Source organism: Bdellovibrionales bacterium, from assembly GCA_016714165.1.
Classification (GTDB): Bacteria; Bdellovibrionota; Bdellovibrionia; order Bdellovibrionales; family UBA1609; genus JADJVA01.
In genome coordinates this window covers 827,158-843,699 of the sequence record JADJNU010000001.1, presented here as the reverse complement: position 1 = coordinate 843,699, position 16,542 = coordinate 827,158, and the positions used below count along the sequence as shown (strand labels likewise).

At 44.0% G+C, this 16,542-nt stretch carries 19 protein-coding genes; 15 read left to right on the top strand and 4 right to left on the bottom strand.

Going from position 1 to position 16,542, the window contains the following annotated elements; translation table 11 throughout:
• Window positions 1-16 precede the first annotated feature (16 nt).
• From IPJ71_03720 to IPJ71_03690, 7 genes are read left to right on the top strand one after another with little or no spacing between them, the layout of a single operon-like run.
• Window positions 17-829 (top strand): aminotransferase class I/II-fold pyridoxal phosphate-dependent enzyme, encoded by an 813-nt coding sequence (locus tag IPJ71_03720; GenBank protein MBK7842792.1) that lies wholly within the window; start codon window positions 17-19, stop codon window positions 827-829.
• Window positions 826-1,884, top strand: a complete 1,059-nt coding sequence (gene hisB, locus IPJ71_03715) for a bifunctional histidinol-phosphatase/imidazoleglycerol-phosphate dehydratase HisB (protein MBK7842791.1) — start codon at window positions 826-828, stop codon at window positions 1,882-1,884. The genes IPJ71_03720 and hisB overlap by 4 nt, the downstream gene beginning before the upstream one ends.
• On the top strand, window positions 1,881-2,381 hold the full coding sequence (gene hisH, locus IPJ71_03710) for an imidazole glycerol phosphate synthase subunit HisH (GenBank protein MBK7842790.1): 501 nt from the start codon (window positions 1,881-1,883) through the stop codon (window positions 2,379-2,381). The genes hisB and hisH overlap by 4 nt, the downstream gene beginning before the upstream one ends.
• Entirely contained in the window at window positions 2,339-2,476 is a 138-nt protein-coding gene (locus IPJ71_03705) for a hypothetical protein (protein MBK7842789.1), read from the top strand. The genes hisH and IPJ71_03705 overlap by 43 nt, the downstream gene beginning before the upstream one ends.
• Entirely contained in the window at window positions 2,473-3,198 is a 726-nt protein-coding gene (hisA, locus tag IPJ71_03700; protein ID MBK7842788.1) for a 1-(5-phosphoribosyl)-5-[(5-phosphoribosylamino)methylideneamino]imidazole-4-carboxamide isomerase, read from the top strand. The genes IPJ71_03705 and hisA overlap by 4 nt, the downstream gene beginning before the upstream one ends.
• Complete coding sequence (hisF, locus tag IPJ71_03695; protein ID MBK7842787.1) at window positions 3,180-3,947, top strand: imidazole glycerol phosphate synthase subunit HisF; 768 nt, start codon at window positions 3,180-3,182, stop codon at window positions 3,945-3,947. The genes hisA and hisF overlap by 19 nt, the downstream gene beginning before the upstream one ends.
• Before the next feature lie 23 nt (window positions 3,948-3,970).
• The gene (locus IPJ71_03690; protein ID MBK7842786.1) at window positions 3,971-4,627 is read left to right on the top strand and encodes a bifunctional phosphoribosyl-AMP cyclohydrolase/phosphoribosyl-ATP diphosphatase HisIE; all 657 of its coding nucleotides are present in this window, start codon (window positions 3,971-3,973) and stop codon (window positions 4,625-4,627) included.
• A gap of 253 nt (window positions 4,628-4,880) precedes the next feature.
• Here IPJ71_03690 and IPJ71_03685 read toward each other — a convergent pair whose 3' ends face one another.
• The gene (locus IPJ71_03685) at window positions 4,881-6,029 is read right to left on the bottom strand and encodes an integrase (protein ID MBK7842785.1); all 1,149 of its coding nucleotides are present in this window, start codon (window positions 6,027-6,029) and stop codon (window positions 4,881-4,883) included.
• 184 nt (window positions 6,030-6,213) lie between these two features.
• Between IPJ71_03685 and IPJ71_03680 the strand changes: the two genes are divergently transcribed.
• The gene (locus IPJ71_03680; GenBank protein ID MBK7842784.1) at window positions 6,214-6,873 is read left to right on the top strand and encodes a hypothetical protein; all 660 of its coding nucleotides are present in this window, start codon (window positions 6,214-6,216) and stop codon (window positions 6,871-6,873) included.
• A gap of 183 nt (window positions 6,874-7,056) precedes the next feature.
• Window positions 7,057-7,608, top strand: a complete 552-nt coding sequence (locus IPJ71_03675) for a bifunctional phosphoribosyl-AMP cyclohydrolase/phosphoribosyl-ATP diphosphatase HisIE (protein MBK7842783.1) — start codon at window positions 7,057-7,059, stop codon at window positions 7,606-7,608.
• 273 nt (window positions 7,609-7,881) lie between these two features.
• Here the strand turns inward: IPJ71_03675 and IPJ71_03670 are convergent, their stop codons facing one another.
• Window positions 7,882-8,970 (bottom strand): hypothetical protein, encoded by a 1,089-nt coding sequence (locus IPJ71_03670; GenBank protein MBK7842782.1) that lies wholly within the window; start codon window positions 8,968-8,970, stop codon window positions 7,882-7,884.
• Window positions 8,971-9,456: 486 nt separating this feature from the next.
• On the opposite strand from IPJ71_03670, the gene IPJ71_03665 reads away from it, so the two are divergent.
• Window positions 9,457-9,885, top strand: coding sequence for a hypothetical protein (locus IPJ71_03665; GenBank protein MBK7842781.1), 429 nt, complete (start codon window positions 9,457-9,459; stop codon window positions 9,883-9,885).
• Here the strand turns inward: IPJ71_03665 and IPJ71_03660 are convergent.
• On the bottom strand, window positions 9,825-10,301 hold the full coding sequence (locus tag IPJ71_03660) for a hypothetical protein (protein MBK7842780.1): 477 nt from the start codon (window positions 10,299-10,301) through the stop codon (window positions 9,825-9,827). The two genes, IPJ71_03665 and IPJ71_03660, sit on opposite strands and share 61 nt — an antisense overlap.
• A gap of 281 nt (window positions 10,302-10,582) precedes the next feature.
• Between IPJ71_03660 and IPJ71_03655 the strand changes: the two genes are divergently transcribed.
• The 3 genes from IPJ71_03655 to IPJ71_03645 all read left to right on the top strand — a co-directional run bounded on the left by IPJ71_03655 (window position 10,583) and on the right by IPJ71_03645 (window position 14,266).
• Entirely contained in the window at window positions 10,583-11,161 is a 579-nt protein-coding gene (locus IPJ71_03655; protein ID MBK7842779.1) for a hypothetical protein, read from the top strand.
• 234 nt (window positions 11,162-11,395) lie between these two features.
• A complete protein-coding gene (locus IPJ71_03650) occupies window positions 11,396-13,891 on the top strand; it encodes a hypothetical protein (GenBank protein ID MBK7842778.1) in 2,496 nt (831 codons plus the stop codon).
• Between the two features lie 93 nt (window positions 13,892-13,984).
• Complete coding sequence (locus tag IPJ71_03645; protein ID MBK7842777.1) at window positions 13,985-14,266, top strand: hypothetical protein; 282 nt, start codon at window positions 13,985-13,987, stop codon at window positions 14,264-14,266.
• Between the two features lie 322 nt (window positions 14,267-14,588).
• Here IPJ71_03645 and IPJ71_03640 read toward each other — a convergent pair whose 3' ends face one another.
• Window positions 14,589-15,017 (bottom strand): hypothetical protein, encoded by a 429-nt coding sequence (locus IPJ71_03640; GenBank protein MBK7842776.1) that lies wholly within the window; start codon window positions 15,015-15,017, stop codon window positions 14,589-14,591.
• Between the two features lie 426 nt (window positions 15,018-15,443).
• Here IPJ71_03640 and IPJ71_03635 point away from each other — a divergent pair, with 426 nt between their 5' ends.
• Both IPJ71_03635 and IPJ71_03630 read left to right on the top strand, forming a co-directional pair.
• Window positions 15,444-15,725 carry a hypothetical protein gene (locus tag IPJ71_03635; GenBank protein ID MBK7842775.1) on the top strand — a complete coding sequence of 94 codons (282 nt, stop codon included), beginning with the start codon at window positions 15,444-15,446 and terminating at the stop codon, window positions 15,723-15,725.
• Window positions 15,726-15,840: 115 nt separating this feature from the next.
• Window positions 15,841-16,518: a radical SAM protein gene (locus IPJ71_03630; protein MBK7842774.1), complete on the top strand. Its 678-nt coding sequence runs from the start codon at window positions 15,841-15,843 to the stop codon at window positions 16,516-16,518.
• The last annotated feature ends 24 nt before the right edge of the window (window positions 16,519-16,542 follow it).

Sequence of the window (16,542 nt, the reverse complement as noted above, 5' to 3'; positions counted from 1 at the left end):
GGCCGTTGATGTGCTCGTGAGAACATTTTGTGAGCCAGGACAGTCTTCGATCATCGTGCATCCTCCCACCTTTGAAATATTTGCTCATGCGGCCACAGTTCAAGGGGCGAGTGTTCTCTCAGTTCCTCTTGACGATCAATTCGATTTGAATTGTGAGAAGATTCTGCAAACGGCGGATCGTGAGGACCTGCGTTTGATCTTTCTCTGTTCTCCCAACAATCCCACAGGGGCCTGTTTGTCGACGGATCGAATTGAGCAAGTCTTGAGAGGAATTGGAGAGCGAGCCCTTGTCATTATCGACGAAGCCTACGTCGAATTTTCAAACCGCGAGTCATGGACAAAACGTTTGGGTGAATTCCGTCAGCTTGTCGTTTTGCGCACTCTCTCTAAGTACTGGGGCGGGGCCGGTTTAAGATGTGGAGTGGCGATCGCCCACCCAGATATCATTGAACAGATGAGAAAGGTTTTGGCTCCCTATCCGATTGCAGAGGTCGTTTCGCGCCTGGCCTTGAGTCAATTGGAAATTGAGCCGCCCCCATTGACAGACTTGTTCGAGGCAAGAAGAGCCTTGGCCCTCGCATTGGAAGAGATTTCATTTGTTGAACGGGTTTGGCCTTCAGATGCGAATTTTTTATTTGTGACAGTTCAGGATGCAACCTGGGTGTATAACGAACTTCTCAAACAGGGTATTCGAGTTCGGAATCGATCTCATCTTTGGCCGAATTCTCTCAGGATAGGATTGGGGACTAAAGAAGAAAATCAAGAAGTTCTATGTGCCCTCCCAAAATTGCAAGAAAAATGGAATCACTTCGTGAAGGGGTCCTTATGAATCGTCGAATCGCATTTGTTGATCGTGACGGTACTTTGATTAAGGAGCCTGCTGATCAGCAGGTGGATCGCCTCGATAAAATTGAATTGGTGGAAGATGTGATTTGGGCTTTGCAAAAAATCAGTTCCTCTGGCTTTGAGCTTGTTATGGTGAGCAATCAAGATGGCTTGGGCACAGACAGCTTTCCGCAATCCGATTTTGATCTTTGTCAGAATTTTATAATAAAAATTTTTTTATCTCAGGGAATCAGGTTTTCGGACGTAAGAATTTGCCCTCATCTGCCGAGTGATGCTTGCAAGTGTCGGAAACCGGGACTTGGTCTAATAAAGGACTATTTGAAGCTTATCGATCGATCGAACAGTCTTGTGATTGGTGATCGCCATACAGACATTGAATTGGCCGAGAATATCGGAATCAGAGGAATTCAATTAACTGATCAATACGGTTGGAGGAATCTGGTCCGTGATGTCTTGTTTCAAGTTCGCAAGGGAGCCTGTCGTCGGGAGACCAAAGAGACAAATGTTAGTGTCGAAGTATTTCTGGATGGACAAGGTCAGGCGAGCATTCAAACAGGAATTCATTTTTTTGATCATATGCTGGAGCAAATTGCGAAGCATTCGGGAGTGAGTTTGAGAATTCAATGTGAGGGAGATCTTAAAGTCGATGATCATCACACTGTTGAAGACGTGGGTTTGGCTCTGGGGCAAGCCTTGAGCTTAGCTCTTGGAGATCGGCGCGGAATCGAAAGGTATGGGTGTCTGCTCCCGATGGATGAGAGTTTGGCCGAAGTGGCGATTGATCTTGGCGGGCGCCCTTTTCTTGTCTTTTCAGACCAATTTTCACGAGATAAAATCGGAGATCTTTCAATCGAGATGGTGCCTCATTTTTTTCGATCTCTGGCAGACAGTTTGCGCGCCACTTTGAATATTAGGGTTCAGGGTCAAAACACGCATCATATGGTTGAAGCCGCCTTCAAGGGTTTTGCCCGATCGCTTAAGGCCGCAATTGTCCAAAGTGGAGATCAAATGCCATCAACCAAGGGTCTCCTCCTATGATCGCAATCATCGATTCGGGCGGTGCAAATATTCAATCGGTCAGAACGGCATTGGAAAAGTTGGGTGAGCAGACAGTGTTGACAAATGATCCTGAGATCATTGGGCGTGCAGACTCAATTATCTTACCGGGAGTTGGATCGGCACTCAAATGTCGACAAAGCTTGGACAAGGCGGGAATCCTTCCCCTTATGTTTGAGCTAAAGACTCCCGTTCTCGGAATCTGTATCGGAATGCAAATTCTTTTTGATCGTCTCGAGGAAGGCCCCTGTTCCGGATTGGGCCTCTTCTCTGGAACGGTTGAGAGGTTTACTTCTCAGAAGGGATTTCCGGTTCCTCACATGGGATGGAATCAAATCAAAGTCTTGCGTGAGGATCGCCTTCTGGAAGGTCTTGATGAGGCCTGGGTCTATTACACTCACTCCTACAAAGCCCCATTGTTGAGGATGGCTACACCTTGGCCTCCAGCCAGTACAGCTGCGAGTTCTCTGCGGTGGTAAAGAACGAGAATTGGTATGGGGTCCAGTTTCATCCCGAAAAATCGGCTGAGGCGGGTCAAAGATTATTAAAAAATTTTCTTGAGGTGAAAAAATGAAGATTTGGCCAGCCATTGATCTGTTGGAAGGAAAATGTGTCCGTCTGATTCAGGGGGATTATAGTCAATGCAAGATATACGACAGTGACCCCGTGGTTGTTGCAAAAAAATTTGAAGCGGAAGGGGCCAAACAGATTCACCTTGTCGATTTGAGTCGTGCCAAAAATCCAATGGACTCGCAAATTAATCTGATTGAACAAATTTGCAAACAAACTGAACTTTTGGTTCAGGTGGGAGGCGGGATTCGGTCGCTTCGAGATGCCGAGGACCTGATGGCAGCGGGAGCCAGCCGCTTGGTCATTGGAAGTCTGGCTGTCACAAATCCAAGTCTGACTGAGGAAATCCTCTCACTTTTTGGTGATAGCGTTCTGGCTCTCGATGTCCAGGTTTCCCGGGGAGATTACTTTGTGGCCACTCATGCTTGGACGGTCGTGAGCGAAATGACTCCCGAGTCAATCGTGGCGGGTTATCCGAAAGTGAAGTCGATTTTGTGTACCGATATCAGTCGAGATGGAAAGCTAAATGGGCCGAGCCTTGCGCTTTACTCGAGACTGCGAAAGAGTTTGGGCGAGGTGGAGATTATTGCCTCTGGCGGAGTCAATAGTCTTGATGATTTGCGGGAATTGCAAATGACAGGATGTGAGGGTGCGATCATCGGGAAAGCCTTCTATGAGGGACGATTCAGTCTGAAGGAGGCCTTGGCATGCTTGCAAGACGAATAATTCCTTGCCTTGACGTTGCAGAGGGAAAAGTTGTTAAGGGTGTGAGATTTCGGGATCACGAAGTGGTCGGAGAAATCGAAGATTTAGCTTCTTTTTATTCTGATGAGGGCGCGGATGAATTGGTTTTTTACGATATCACCGCCAGCGCGGATGGAAGAGATGTTTCTCCGGAATGGGTGGAACGGATTGCTCGCCGAATCAATATTCCATTTTGCGTGGCAGGAGGAATTAGTTCTGTCGAGGCTGCAAAGAGAGTTCTCTTCTCCGGTGCAGACAAGGTGTCGGTTAACACGCCGGCCCTGCTTCGCCCGCAATTGATTGCTGAATTGGCTGAACAATTCGGGCGTCAATGTGTTGTCGTTGGCATTGATAGCATTAAGGTTCAGGATGAATATTTAGTACGTTCTCACACGGGTCGAACTTCGACGCAACAGAGCACCAATTGGAAGACTCTGGATTGGATTGCAGAGGTGCAAAGGCTTGGTGCTGGTGAGATTGTCTTGAATTGCATGGATCAAGATGGGGTGCGAACCGGATATGACTTAGAGCAGTTGCTGGTAGCGCGTGCTTTGTGTGATGTACCATTGGTGGCTTCGGGTGGAGCGGGGGCCTTGGCGCACTTTGAGGAGGTTTTTCGATTGACTCAAGTTGATGGGGCCCTTGCGGCAAGTGTCTTTCACAAAAAGTTATTTTCGATCGGCGAAGTGAAAAGACACTGTAGAGAGTGCGGAATTAGAATTCGCCAATAGAGCCAATAAAATAGGAGTTTGAGATGAATAAGCTTGAAGATAAGTGCTTACCAATATCGGATAGGAATCAGGAGTCGCCAAAAATTTCTGACTTGGATTGGGAAAAAGGAGGTGGGTTGATTCCGGCGATTGTTCAAGATTATTTTTCTGGCCGAGTGTTGATGCTGGGTTATGTAAATCAAGAATCAATGGAGCGCACCTTAGCTACAAACAAGGTCACTTTTTTCAGCCGCAGTCGGAACAAGATTTGGGAAAAGGGAGAGGAATCTGGAAACACGCTTCATTTGGTGAACTGGGCGATGGACTGTGACAAAGACACTATTTTGATTTTGGCCAAACCTCAAGGGCCAACTTGCCATACAGGCCAGGTGACTTGCTTTGGCAACCATGGTTCTGGTTCTTGGGGATTCATTGAGGAGTTAGAGGCTCACTTAAGGGTTCGCCGACAGGATTCGACAGGTCAGTCCTATACGGCCAAACTTCTTGAATCTGGGATTCATCGTGTTGCCCAAAAAGTGGGAGAAGAAGGGATCGAGACAGTTATTGCTGCAGTGTCGGGAGACAAGGGAGACTTGGCCAACGAAACTGCGGATTTAATCTATCATGTCTTGGTATTGCTTTTAGCTCGCGGGATGAGTTGGAAGGATGTTTTGGGAGTTTTAGCCAAAAGAAAAAAGTAGAATGACTTCATGAAATATTCATTAGTTGTTTGTGGAATCGCTGCCACCTTATTTAGCATATTCCCTAACAGATGGGTGGTTTTGGGGGCCAAATAGCAGTTTGGCACAAATTACACCCTTCTAAAATCCGGAGAGGCGTTTAGGTGCTCCCTTCACGAGGCAAGCCCCTTCTTTGGGTACGATTTCCTATGAGTCAATTCGCTCGCGTATTGACTCACGGTTAATTGCTACCAAGGAGCGGTGAGTTGTAAACCTAGGCTACGTCAGCCTCTTGTCTCCCTGCTTCGGTGATTCTAAAGAACCACTTAAGTTGTTTTTCTAGCTCTTTCTTTAATTCGAATGGGTTTATCAGCTCATATGTATTTTTGAGGCGAGTACTTTGTTCCGTTGTTAGTGTTCCGGAGTCCATGACTCGATTGTATGGTGTTATGGGTTTACTGTGGATCTTGACTATCGTGCCTCCGATTCGTTCTTTATTTTCTAGTTTCATGACTGGCGTAAAGAAGTTCCACAGTGGATTCCATAAGTTTTTATAAATTTCGTTCATCATTTGGATTTGGACCTTTTTAGTGAAGCGTGTGTAGCCAAATAGTTCTCTGACGTGGGTCCAGTTCTTTTGTTCAACATGGGCGTTGTCATTTTTCTTGTAGGGTCTGCGTCTTACGAAGCTCACCTTATCTTTGCGATCGAAAAAGTAATTGTGTAGATCGTGATTTAAGAACTCGTTGCCGTTATCAGAGGCAAAGCCCTTGATCTTAAAGGGCAAACTTTTTTCGATGGATCTGATTGCACCTAAAACAGTTCGACCTTCCTTGCCAAGCATGGCCCTATTTTCAGTCCATCCTGTAAAAACGTCCGTCATCGTTAACGTGTTTACAAAATCTCCAGCCAGTGACGTACCACAGTGGGCGACGGTATCAGCTTCGATAAATCCTGGTTCTTTGATTTGGTGATCAAGGAGTTCGATTGGGATTTTATTCTTCAAAAGCGATGGGTTCGTTGAACTTAATCCCTTGCGTGCAGTTTCCCTGAATTTTTCTAAATGACGATCGATGGTAGATGCCGAAATCTCAGTTAAAAGCTTATGCATATGCACATCGGCCTCATGGTAAAACGGAAGCCACAAAGGCAAAGCAGCCACCATCTTCTTTGAACATATGCGGCCCATACACTCCCACAGGTGCCTTAGATGTTTATCCACATCCTCGCCGTACTTGCGTTCAGGACCAGGCCTTCGGGGTGCATCCGACATATTCTCGTTTAAAAGCCTAATAGCGTGCTTTCGGGTGATTCCGCAGACCTTACAAAACTCATCTAAAATCAGTGTGCGCTGCTTCTTTGTGCCTCTATGGTAGCGCTGACGAATGTTTCTCAGGTATTCTCGTTTTAACTCGGTTGACATAATCCCACCCCCATATTTTTTTGCTTCGATAACAAGAGGATATTCGGTGCTGGGATTATGATTCAACCGGGGGTCTAGGTGCCCCCATCACGAGGCAACTACCCCTTTCGGTACGATTTCCTATGAGTCAATTCGCTCGGAAAACCCTATTATTTGTTAGCATGGTTTTTGCATTTTGGTTTCCATGATGAATTCAAGAATCCTATTGGCTTTGGCCTTATTTTACAGCGCCCCACTTTCCGTAGCTAATCATTCTAAATTTTTGAAGTGCCTAGACTTAATTCAATTTTCTCCTGAGATTGAAACCAGTGGAGATTTTTATCGTAAAGATTTCTCCATGGGACTCCAGTCGGCAAAAGAGCGTCCTCAATGGATTAGCCAAGAAGAGATGAATGCCACAACGACGGGACCTTCTTTGAGGGGTCACATTGTCAATGCGCATTTCCAAGCTAGAACTCTAAGAGATTTGGGTGTTGCAGTTTTCGATATCGAACTGGCTAAATTCAAGAATTTTGATATTGGTTGGGTTGTTCGCAAGATATATGAAAAATTGGAACGCCAGGACGATGATATCTCTCGTGAAATCGAAGAACACGGGAAGGGTTTTGTCTCAAATCCTCTTTATGAGATTAAAGATTTTGGGGTGGCCGAATACAGAACAATGTTGATCAAGAATTTACTTTTTATTGATTCGCTGTATACGATTAAAATTGATTGGAATCGAATTGAAATTGTTTTTCCCAATGCGAGAGAAGTTAGGCTCGATATCAAAAGGGACACCACAGACCGCTCGTTTACAAAGACATATCCTGCCCACCGGCATTACTTTCCCTTCAGACGCTAAACAGATAACCTTAAGGCCGGAAGGGGAATTCTATTGTTGGTCGCGAAATTAACGGGCCTTGACCAAAAAACTCTGCCATTTGTGCAACTGATCTGGAGTCGGATTGCCCGCCGAATCAACATTCCGTTGCAGAGAGAGCGGAATTAGAATTCGCCAATAGAGCCAATAAAATAGGAGTTTGAGATGAATAAGCTTGAAGATAAATGCTTGCCAATATCGGATAGGAATCAGGACTCGCCAAAAATTTCTGACTTGGATTGGAAAAAAGGAGACGGGTTGATTCCAGCGATTGTTCAAGATTATTTTTCTGGCCGAGTCCTGATGTTGGGTTATGTGAATCAAGAATCAATGGAGCGCACTTTAGCTACAAACAAGGTCACTTTTTTCAGTCGCAGTCGGAACAAGATTTGGGAAAAGGGAGAAGAATCTGGAAACACGCTTCATTTGGTGAATTGGGCGATGGACTGTGACAGAGACACAATTTTGATTTTGGCCAAACCTCAAGGGCCAACTTGCCATACCGGTCAGGTGACTTGCTTTGGCAAGGATGGTTTTGGCTCTTGGGGATTCATTGAGGAATTAGAGGCTCACTTAAGGGTTCGCCGACAGGATTCGACAGGTCAGTCCTATACGGCCAAACTTCTTGAATCTGGGATTCATCGTGTTGCCCAAAAAGTGGGAGAAGAAGGATCGAGACAGTTATTGCTGCAGTGTCAGGAGACAAAGGAGACTTAGCCAACGAAACTGCGGATTTAATCTACTCTCCTGAGAGAAAACAGGGGAGGATACTGGATGTAGGGGGTATATGAAATTTGTTTCTCAAGTATTAATAGTTGAGGTATTTGATTTCATAAAATAGTCATCAGGCATCTGGGGAATCACGGTCACTTTCGCTTCTAGGATTTCCTCAGTCCCTTCTAGAACGGCCACTGTAACTGAAAGGGGGATTTTGTGTGCTCAATTGTCTGACTTTCATTGAGCTGCACGATCGGCGTTTTAAGTGTCTCGTCAATCATGCTCTGCCATTAAGCCGTCTAAGTCGATTGGATTGACGTCAGATAACTGGCTTCTGATATAATTTAGAACTTTGTTTTTTGATCCAGGCCTTACGTAAATTGCTCTCAAGTGGCTGAGAGAAATATTATCGGAAAAAACAAGTTCGGGGTGATGAGGGCCCCAAACTCCGAATTTTGAATGCAGAAAAAGTGCCTTACGAAAGTTCGGATGATTTACATAAATACTGGAGCTTATGAATTGTCCATAATCCCAACCTTCATTGATCCAAAAATCCGATCTGTTCAATAGTTCATTGGAAAAAACAAGATAGATGGGTTCCTGCTCAATTGATAAAGTGTCCTCTGGGAAAGAGCCAAAGAATCGACGGTTCGTATCTCTTGAAAAACTCAGATATATAACTTCATTCCATCCAGAGAGCGGACGGTTTGGAGGGGGGACTGGCGTCAGCTGGTTGGATCTTAGGTAGTCTATGAGGTGCCTAACCGAAACAAATCGTTCGAGTTTGTGAATCCCAATTTTGGACGCAAATTTACTGTTTGAATTCAAGTTTTTTAAACTCCTGGGAATTTCAAATGGCACGTGTGAAATCAATATTTGTTTTCGGCTCGAAATAAGGGAAGTAGGCAGGCCAACAATACTCGACCCTGTAAAAAGGGAAACCTCCTTTACGATTATTTTATCCTCTTTGATGCCGATGTCCGACCCTTGCCTTGTAAGGCGTCCTTTCCCCAAAATTTCTCGACCGTCTTGAGATTTTACTGTTATTAAGCAGTCAAAACCGGCGCCGAAAAAGTGTGTCCAAAAGTCGACACCATCAAAAGGTCCCGGAGCTTTTAAGGATTGGTTAGCTTCGTTAAGGCTTTCTCTTTCAAAGAAAAAATTTCTTCTTTGATTTATTGGTCCCCTCCAATTCATTGCCTTAACGAGGGGTAGAGAGGCAGGAATGGTCGCGCCGGCAAGCAACGACGCACATCGCACCTGCTCAGGGGTCGGAACTACCTGAGGCCAAATAGACTGAGCGCCTGCCAGTGCTATTGACAGAAGAAACGATGTGAATAAACATCCATTTAGATAGAACATGAGCTCTTCTCCTGAAGCAGTGTAAGTGCAAAAATTGGTCCATTTTTGCGTTCAGAAAATGAGCGCCTAGAACCGAGAATCTGGATTCATGAATGCGGACTTGAGGAAACTACATCGTTGTAAGATCTTGTTCATACAATAGTTGTCATTGGTAGCGCCGTATTTCATTTCTGTTTGTCAAGAATCCATCCTTGCAGCACACCAATCAAGAACGGAGACGCGATGAGCTGGAGGGGTGTGCTGGGAGTTTTATGTCTAAGAAAATAGTAGAATGAACAAATGGGCTGCCTTTGAACACTATAGTTTACCAGGAAAGTCTAGGCTCGGAGATGTTCTCTCCGGAGGGAGTAATAAGAACGGGTGCTCAACCTAGAAGTGGTGGTGACAAAAAATGTCTCCTGGTAAGTGTTGGTTCTCTAGAATGCAATCTATTGCACCTGAACTGGCTTTCGCTTTGCTTATTCAGATGAAAGCAAGGAGTAGTTCATGAAGGAAAAAATAAGAATTCTTTTTACCGCAATATGCCTTCTTTCCACTGCGGTGGTCACTGTTGCAACGTCAAAAAAGAGAAACAATGAACTGGGATATGTCTATGTCAATGAAATAACTCCAGAATCTTTAGCTCAAAGAGATTATTTGGTTGACTCGAACTGTCCCCAATCTATTTTTCAGGAGCAAATCACTGTCGCTAATGAGCGAGTTAAGTATCCATCCGATTTGAGCTTTTTGAATTTTGGACTTCCTTCAGAGGATGTGAACTTAACATATAGCAATCAAATTGTCGGCGAAGTTGATGGAGTTCTGAGAAGTTGTTTGCGATCGCAACAGGTTGATCAAGGAATTTCATTAATTGTTTACACCTGCTCCGAAAACGGGATTTTTCTTTGTGAGGTCTTTTTTGAGGAAGTCCAATAGGATCGCAAGTGGAAATAAGTCAATGGATTTACGATCACGGAGACAAGATCTGTCGGATCTGGCGTCAAATAAATTGGAAATATGTGATTGTTAAAAAATCCCTCTATGACCCGAGAGTTACTTGGAGATAGTTTTACCAGAAACATCAATAGATCTGTAAAAAGAATGGCACCCAAAGCCCAACTTGAATTGATGTTAAAGCGCTTTAGATCAAGCGCCTCATCTATCGTAGCAATCAACGCCAGAAAGAAAATGGGGAGATAAAAAACTCCACTGAAATCGCTCAATTTTCCAGTTATTATTCCTGAGAAATGATATTTTAATAAATGATCATTCAGGGCCATCATAAATACCGCTGTCAGCGGAAATGGATGAATGAAAAAGTTAATTCTGTTGGGAACATTTTTGAAGGCCACCTCCTTAGATCACATTCCGAGCCATTGCAGTTGTCAATAGAGAATTGCCTCTAATTGAGAGATCCATCAAAGTTCTATAGACCTTGTGAGCAAATCAGGTGTACCTGGGCTTGTGATGTATTTTGATCTTTGCGTTTTGACGAAAACGAGTTGTCTTCTACAATTCGGAGACCTCAGCGATCATCTCTCTACCGAGAGAGGAGCAAGGAAATCAGTGGATATTTTGGCCCGCGATTTGCACGTTATTAAAAGTGATTCGCAAATTTAATAGGAGAATTTGAGTGGCAGTCCTCAAAAAGATAATCACAAGTTACAATGGTTTTTTATTAACTTGTGGGCCAAAAATCGGGATGAGAGTGCTGGTCCTCCTGTCGCTTGTCATATTTCAGGGGCAGGGAAGTTCCCAGGAAGAAATTCAAGGTTCACAGTTTTCAGTTGGAAAGGATTTTAAAATCAATGAGAAACAATTATCAGTTGCTGCCGGTCTATTTTTATCCAAAATTCATGAGTTCAGGTCGCTTGAGGAAAGGCTTTTTCCGTTTGATTTGACCTTTGGAACTTATGGGGGAACAAGTCGAGAGGTCCTTCAGGAAGTTATTCTTGGAATTATGAAAGCTGGTTCCTATGAGGTTTACTTAAGAAAACTGAGAGAGACTGAAAGCATCAGTTACTTGGACTGGCATCGTCTAGGCTCTGATCTTGATTTGGTTATCCTCCAAAAAGGAGGTTTTGAACCCTCAACAGATAAGAAGAGTATCAGTGAATCTGTTAATCAAGCATTTCCTCCCAGTCTCTTTTATAAAAACGTCGATGTAATTTGGATGGATGAACAGGTTAAAAGATATCCTATTTTGTCTTAGGCCTTCGAACCAACCTCCAATATAGTGATCTCTCCGGCAGGAATTGTCTTTCCATCTCAGCTAGACGCGACCGTCAATGGCCGGAAGACAAATTTTTGTCGTTGGGGAATTCAGCAATTCTTGAATGGCGAGTTTGAATTCAGAATTAATCTGGATGTGATGTCAAAGTTGAGCGTATCTAAAAGTCTTGTCCAAGCATTCAGATGGATTCGTTATATCTCTGAATTTGGTTGGATGAACACTTCTATAAAATCCATATCGGCGATCAGAGAGCTCCTCACCTTCTTGGTTGGCAACCATCGTGCCGAGGTTTTGAAAATATTGAAGTCTGGAAATTCCCTAGTCACAGAGGCCAGCAAGTTTGGAGAGAAAGAAGTGCTTGCGCATGAAAAGCTTCAGTTGTATTCATCAAATTCAGAACGAACACATAAACTCCTCTCTGAATTTGGCATCACAGATCTCCTTGTCGAAGCGGGGATCGCAGATATGCGTTTGTTGAAGACTTTGCCAAATCGAACACAGGAACAAAAACAAAAGGCAAAGCAGAGAGACCCGATAGGTCGCTCCTTGACTCTCTATCACAGAACTCATATTCAGGCCGCACAAAGCATCGGCCTTGGTGCCTTGTGGGTTTCGGATAACGCCAGTGTCATCAAGGGACGAGCAACGAAATCTGTGCATGCTCCCCAGGGATTTTATCCTGCCACGCAGTTCGGTTCACTAGGATACGGTGACTACGACGTTAAGATAATTTTGTCGCCAGGGGCTGTCCAAGGTGTGGACTTTTCTGTTGTGGGCGATTGGTATGTGATTTTGACCCGCCAGGCTCTTGAAGATCCTCATAATCCTGGTCGGTTACAGATTGAAAGAGTGACTCGGACCTCTTTACTTGAAAATGCCATTCGATTGTCAAAAACCTCTCTCACAGAATTTCAGGCGCAATCAGTCTTAAGGGTTTTATTCAGCATACTGAGACCGCTCCAAAATAGGGCCGATTTGGCTCACTTGGTATCAATCTTTGCCAAAGAATTAGTCAATAGAACTCAACTGATCAAAATGTACTTTGAACAAATTGGGGGTCAGGTTTTCTCGATGTTAGACCTTCCACCCGATCATTTCATGCAGGGCCTGCTTTCTGATTTTATTGACCTTCCGTATTCGTCTTCCCACGCCTATTTGCATTCCGCCTTTCTTGAGTATAATGCCAAGCAACTTTCGGCAAGAGGGGTCTCCATATACTCGAAGCTAACCGATCACCTCTGGAAATCATCCAATGGGAAAATTTGGTTTGCTTCGCATCCAGAAAGTTTCCGAATTCTCCTAAGAAAAAATAGACCATTAGCGGAACATATCGCTTCTCTCCATTGGACGACAATTGACTTTGACCTGCAAAATCCGGATGAACGCCAGTTACTCATGAACGCAATTCCTCAGATTTCAGGCCTTCGTGCGTTACAAGATCTCATTTATCTTAAAGTCAGAAAAGCCCCCAGGGATGCTCAGATTGCTTTTTTCTCAGAGCTAAGGGCAAACTCTGTTTGTTCGAATTTCTGTCGCGAGTTATTAACGAGTTTGTTTGTTCATTCTGGACGGCTGGGACTTGAATATGACACATCCTTTTTCAAACGAGAGGGACATGATTTGCCCATCGACAAAAGTGTTGTAGCCGCTGTGTTACGTACTTCGAATCTTTCTGAGTCTGAGTCTGAGTTGAGTAGCTTAGTGTATTTGGTGAAACCAAAAGATGGCTCGGCTGCCGACTTTCTCAACTTGTTAAGGATTCTAAGATCCAAGTTCAATATTTTCGGACAAAACCTAGCTGACCTTCCAATTCTTAACTTGGCTCAAAAAATTGATCTTTTTACCCAAATGGAAAAGCTTGCGGATAGTGACCTACAGACAAATTTTAAAAGTGATCTTGATTTGACTATTTCCAGACTGACTCAGAGGCTGATCTCCTCGTTCATAAGTGATATCATTAACCCTGATTCATTTAACAAATCGGCAGAAAAGATTGGGAGAGCACATTTTCCCAAGCTTGATGAAGAGTCAATTCTTAGACTTTACAAAAGACGAAACATGAAAAATTCCTCTGGCTATGCGGTCCTAAATCCATATGTAGTTACAATATTGCAAACCCAAAAGCATCTTCCGACTGAGGTACTTAAAGATATTGTTCGCCAATTCACATCCACGGCACGAACGGAATTAGATCAAATCCTTAAGGATTATCGTCCATCCAGGTCTCAGATGTTATTGTTGAGAAGTGAATTTTTGGCGAAGCTGGAGCCTAAATACCAAGACGGTGGTAGTTCTGATATTTATCCCGAGGGGTTTTACATTCCAAAATTTGAACTTCCCATTCTGTCAGAGAGGCTTCTAAAGGGACAGGAATGGACTGATCAAATTTATGAACGAATCGCCTCCTTGTGGGAGTATACAGCAAAAGGCCGGCTGTTGGAATATATTTGTTCGGCTCCCACCTTGCCGGTCTCTTGGCAGAAAAATCTCATAAATGACATAATTTCGGGAGAAACTCGTCGGATGGGTAGGGCATTAAGAATAATTTCAAGTCAACGCCATGCCACTCCTTCTTTGGAGCAACTTTTCCAATCCGAGATTGAAAAGGCAGAGCCGTCTCATCTGAACAAGCTATTTTTGGTTCTTTATCCTTTGTATGGACACGAGAGTGCTGGAATCAAAAACGTAAATTTTAGTCGACAAATGTGATTTTAACTGTTCTCCAAAGTAAAAATCAGTTCCCCTGGCAAAGGGACTCATGACAGTTACAACGAAATTTGGACAAATGACAAAATCATGGCCATGGGATTTGGACTGGTTAAAGGCAATTCTAACGCTCCAGACTGGGTTTACGATCGCTTAGTTAAATGGCTGAATGAAGAGCCATTGACTGGCGCAAGGGAGCTTCGCGCAGTGATTTGGACAAAAGGAGAATTGCTATCAAAAATTTTGGAGCGCATGCCTGAAGAAGATTCTGCCTTATTTCAAGCAATGGATAGCAGTGATCGATTTAAGTTAACCTATCTTAGGAAAGACCTAGTCAAGAAACCAATTTCTCGTTGTACAATAGAGCTTCCTCGATAGAGAGAGTTAAATTAGTCATTTTATGATGTAAAGATCGTTGCCAGTTTTTGTGCCTTGCATAAATAGAGATACTCATAGCTTATGGCGGTTTTGGGAGGCAAAGCACAGATAGACGCAGAATCAGAGCAAGCGTTGGAATTAATTTTGGCTAGCGGGATGAGTTAAAAGGATGAGCTGGATCGCTGTGCTGGAGGTCTTAGCTCAAAGAAAAAAGTAGGACAAACAAATGGATTGCATTTGAACACCAGAACACATTTCCACTAGCCAAGAAAGTACTTTTGGAAAATGGCACCTTGACCCTCTATGCACGGCGAATCATGGGTTATTGGATGGGCTTTAGCTCTACTTCAAATTGAAAATATTCGCCGTATTGATTATTCAAAGCAATAGGCCATTTCATTTCTTTTGCCGGTTCGGTGATCAAATTGGCGGCTTCGGGATATAGAATATAAGCAGCTACATGCACCAGATAATTCGTGATCCAAATTTCGATTGATTGAATAGAAATTCCGGTGACGGTTATGTTTGATCGTTTCTGTTGGATTCTCTCGATGGCCTCCTTTAAATTTAGGCGGATCGTGGAATCCGGAGGAAATGCCGTCGTTAGAATTCCCTCGGCGGCTGCGATTGTAGTTTCTATAGTCAGATTATCAACTGACTTCCCACTATGCCCAGGAACCGAGAATTCGATAAGGAAAGTTACTGTTGCATCGACAGTAAAATCCCAGAGCCCCCAATCTAGTCGTCTCATGTGATTGATTGGGAATTGCTCACTTGTGGCTGTGAAGAAACGTTGAGGCGAAATACTGAGTACCAAATTTTCTGGAGCAGCGGATGCTTTAAGAGGTATTGATAAAAAGAACAAGACTGTGTACAAAATTATCACTTGCATTTCTGCTCCCATGATTATGGCTGGTTTCCAGCTTTGCGAGAATGCGCAGCAAAACTGATGCCATGTGGTCATTTGTGGAGTCCTTCTGGTCCCGCGCCAAATCAAATTTGGTTGACTCTCGACCCCTCCATGACGCCCAAAAATGAGTGTGATAGGTGTCGGATAGGCCGGTTCTCCAACGTACGGTATATCCGATCTACCAATGAACTGGAAGGTGCTAGTTGCTCAGTTAATCCATTTGGGACAGGCATCAATCGACTCGCTGAATAGCGAAATGGAAAATCTTTGGTGGAGTCAATTGTGCTTATGGTGCGAGAAAATATCGCCGATCCGAATTACGCGCCGACAGACATCGGAAGAGCAAAACTGATGAATTGCATTTTTCCCCGCGCTTGGAAATTCAGTTGCTGGGCGGATTACGGTCTTGGGCTGCTGGGAAGGAGGGCGTCACGAATCCAGGATTTGCGCTTTGCACAAACAGTGATACTCATAGCTTATGACGGTTTTGAGAGGCCAAGCAGAGATAGATGCAGAATCAGAGAAGGCGTTGGAATTGATTTTGGGTAGCGGGATGAGCTGGGAGTTTTAGCCAAAAGAAAAAAGTAGAATGAGTGGAGGGGGCCAGGTAAGATCCACCATCTGCATGCTAAAGTGGCGATAATTTTTCGGGGTTTCAATTTAAGTGTCATTTGTAAAATCAGCTCAACGTCCTCCCGTAGATGCAATTATGGGATCCTACCTGAGAGAGAACAGATCTCCATACATCCACTTGTGTTGGATGTTAAATGGACAGTGCAATTACCGATGTTCCTACTGTCATAAGAATAATTGGGGTAGATCGGGCCAGCGTCTTGAATATGATCATGCTATTTCCTTCCTCGAAAGATTTTTGGAACATTACAAAGATCGTCGGATTGTGGTTTCATTTAGTGGAGGTGAGCCAACGCTTTGGCCTCATTTCGCAGATCTTGTGGCTTGGCTTCACGCTCGCGGAATTTCAATGGGCCTCACGAGCAACGGTTCGAGAGGACTTTCATATTTCAAGAAGATCGCACCCCTGCTGTCTTGGTTAAATTTGAGCTATCACCCAGAGTTTTCCCATGATCAGCGTTTTATGGAGACTGTGATCGGTTCCTCTTTTTTTTGTGATGTCAGAGTTCGTTTGATGATGCCAGTTGAACGTCGGCTGTGGGATCGGTCAATTTCGTTTGGAGAAAATTTGAGGTTTTCTCTTGGGTATGGCTCATTGACAACGATTGAATATGCTCCCATTGCTGAGGATTTTAGCGGTCTTCATGCTCTTCCGACAGAGTACTCAGCTGACCAAGCAGGGCGTTTTGACGATCCTATTTTTCGGTAGGACCGGATCGCAAGTTCAAGGACA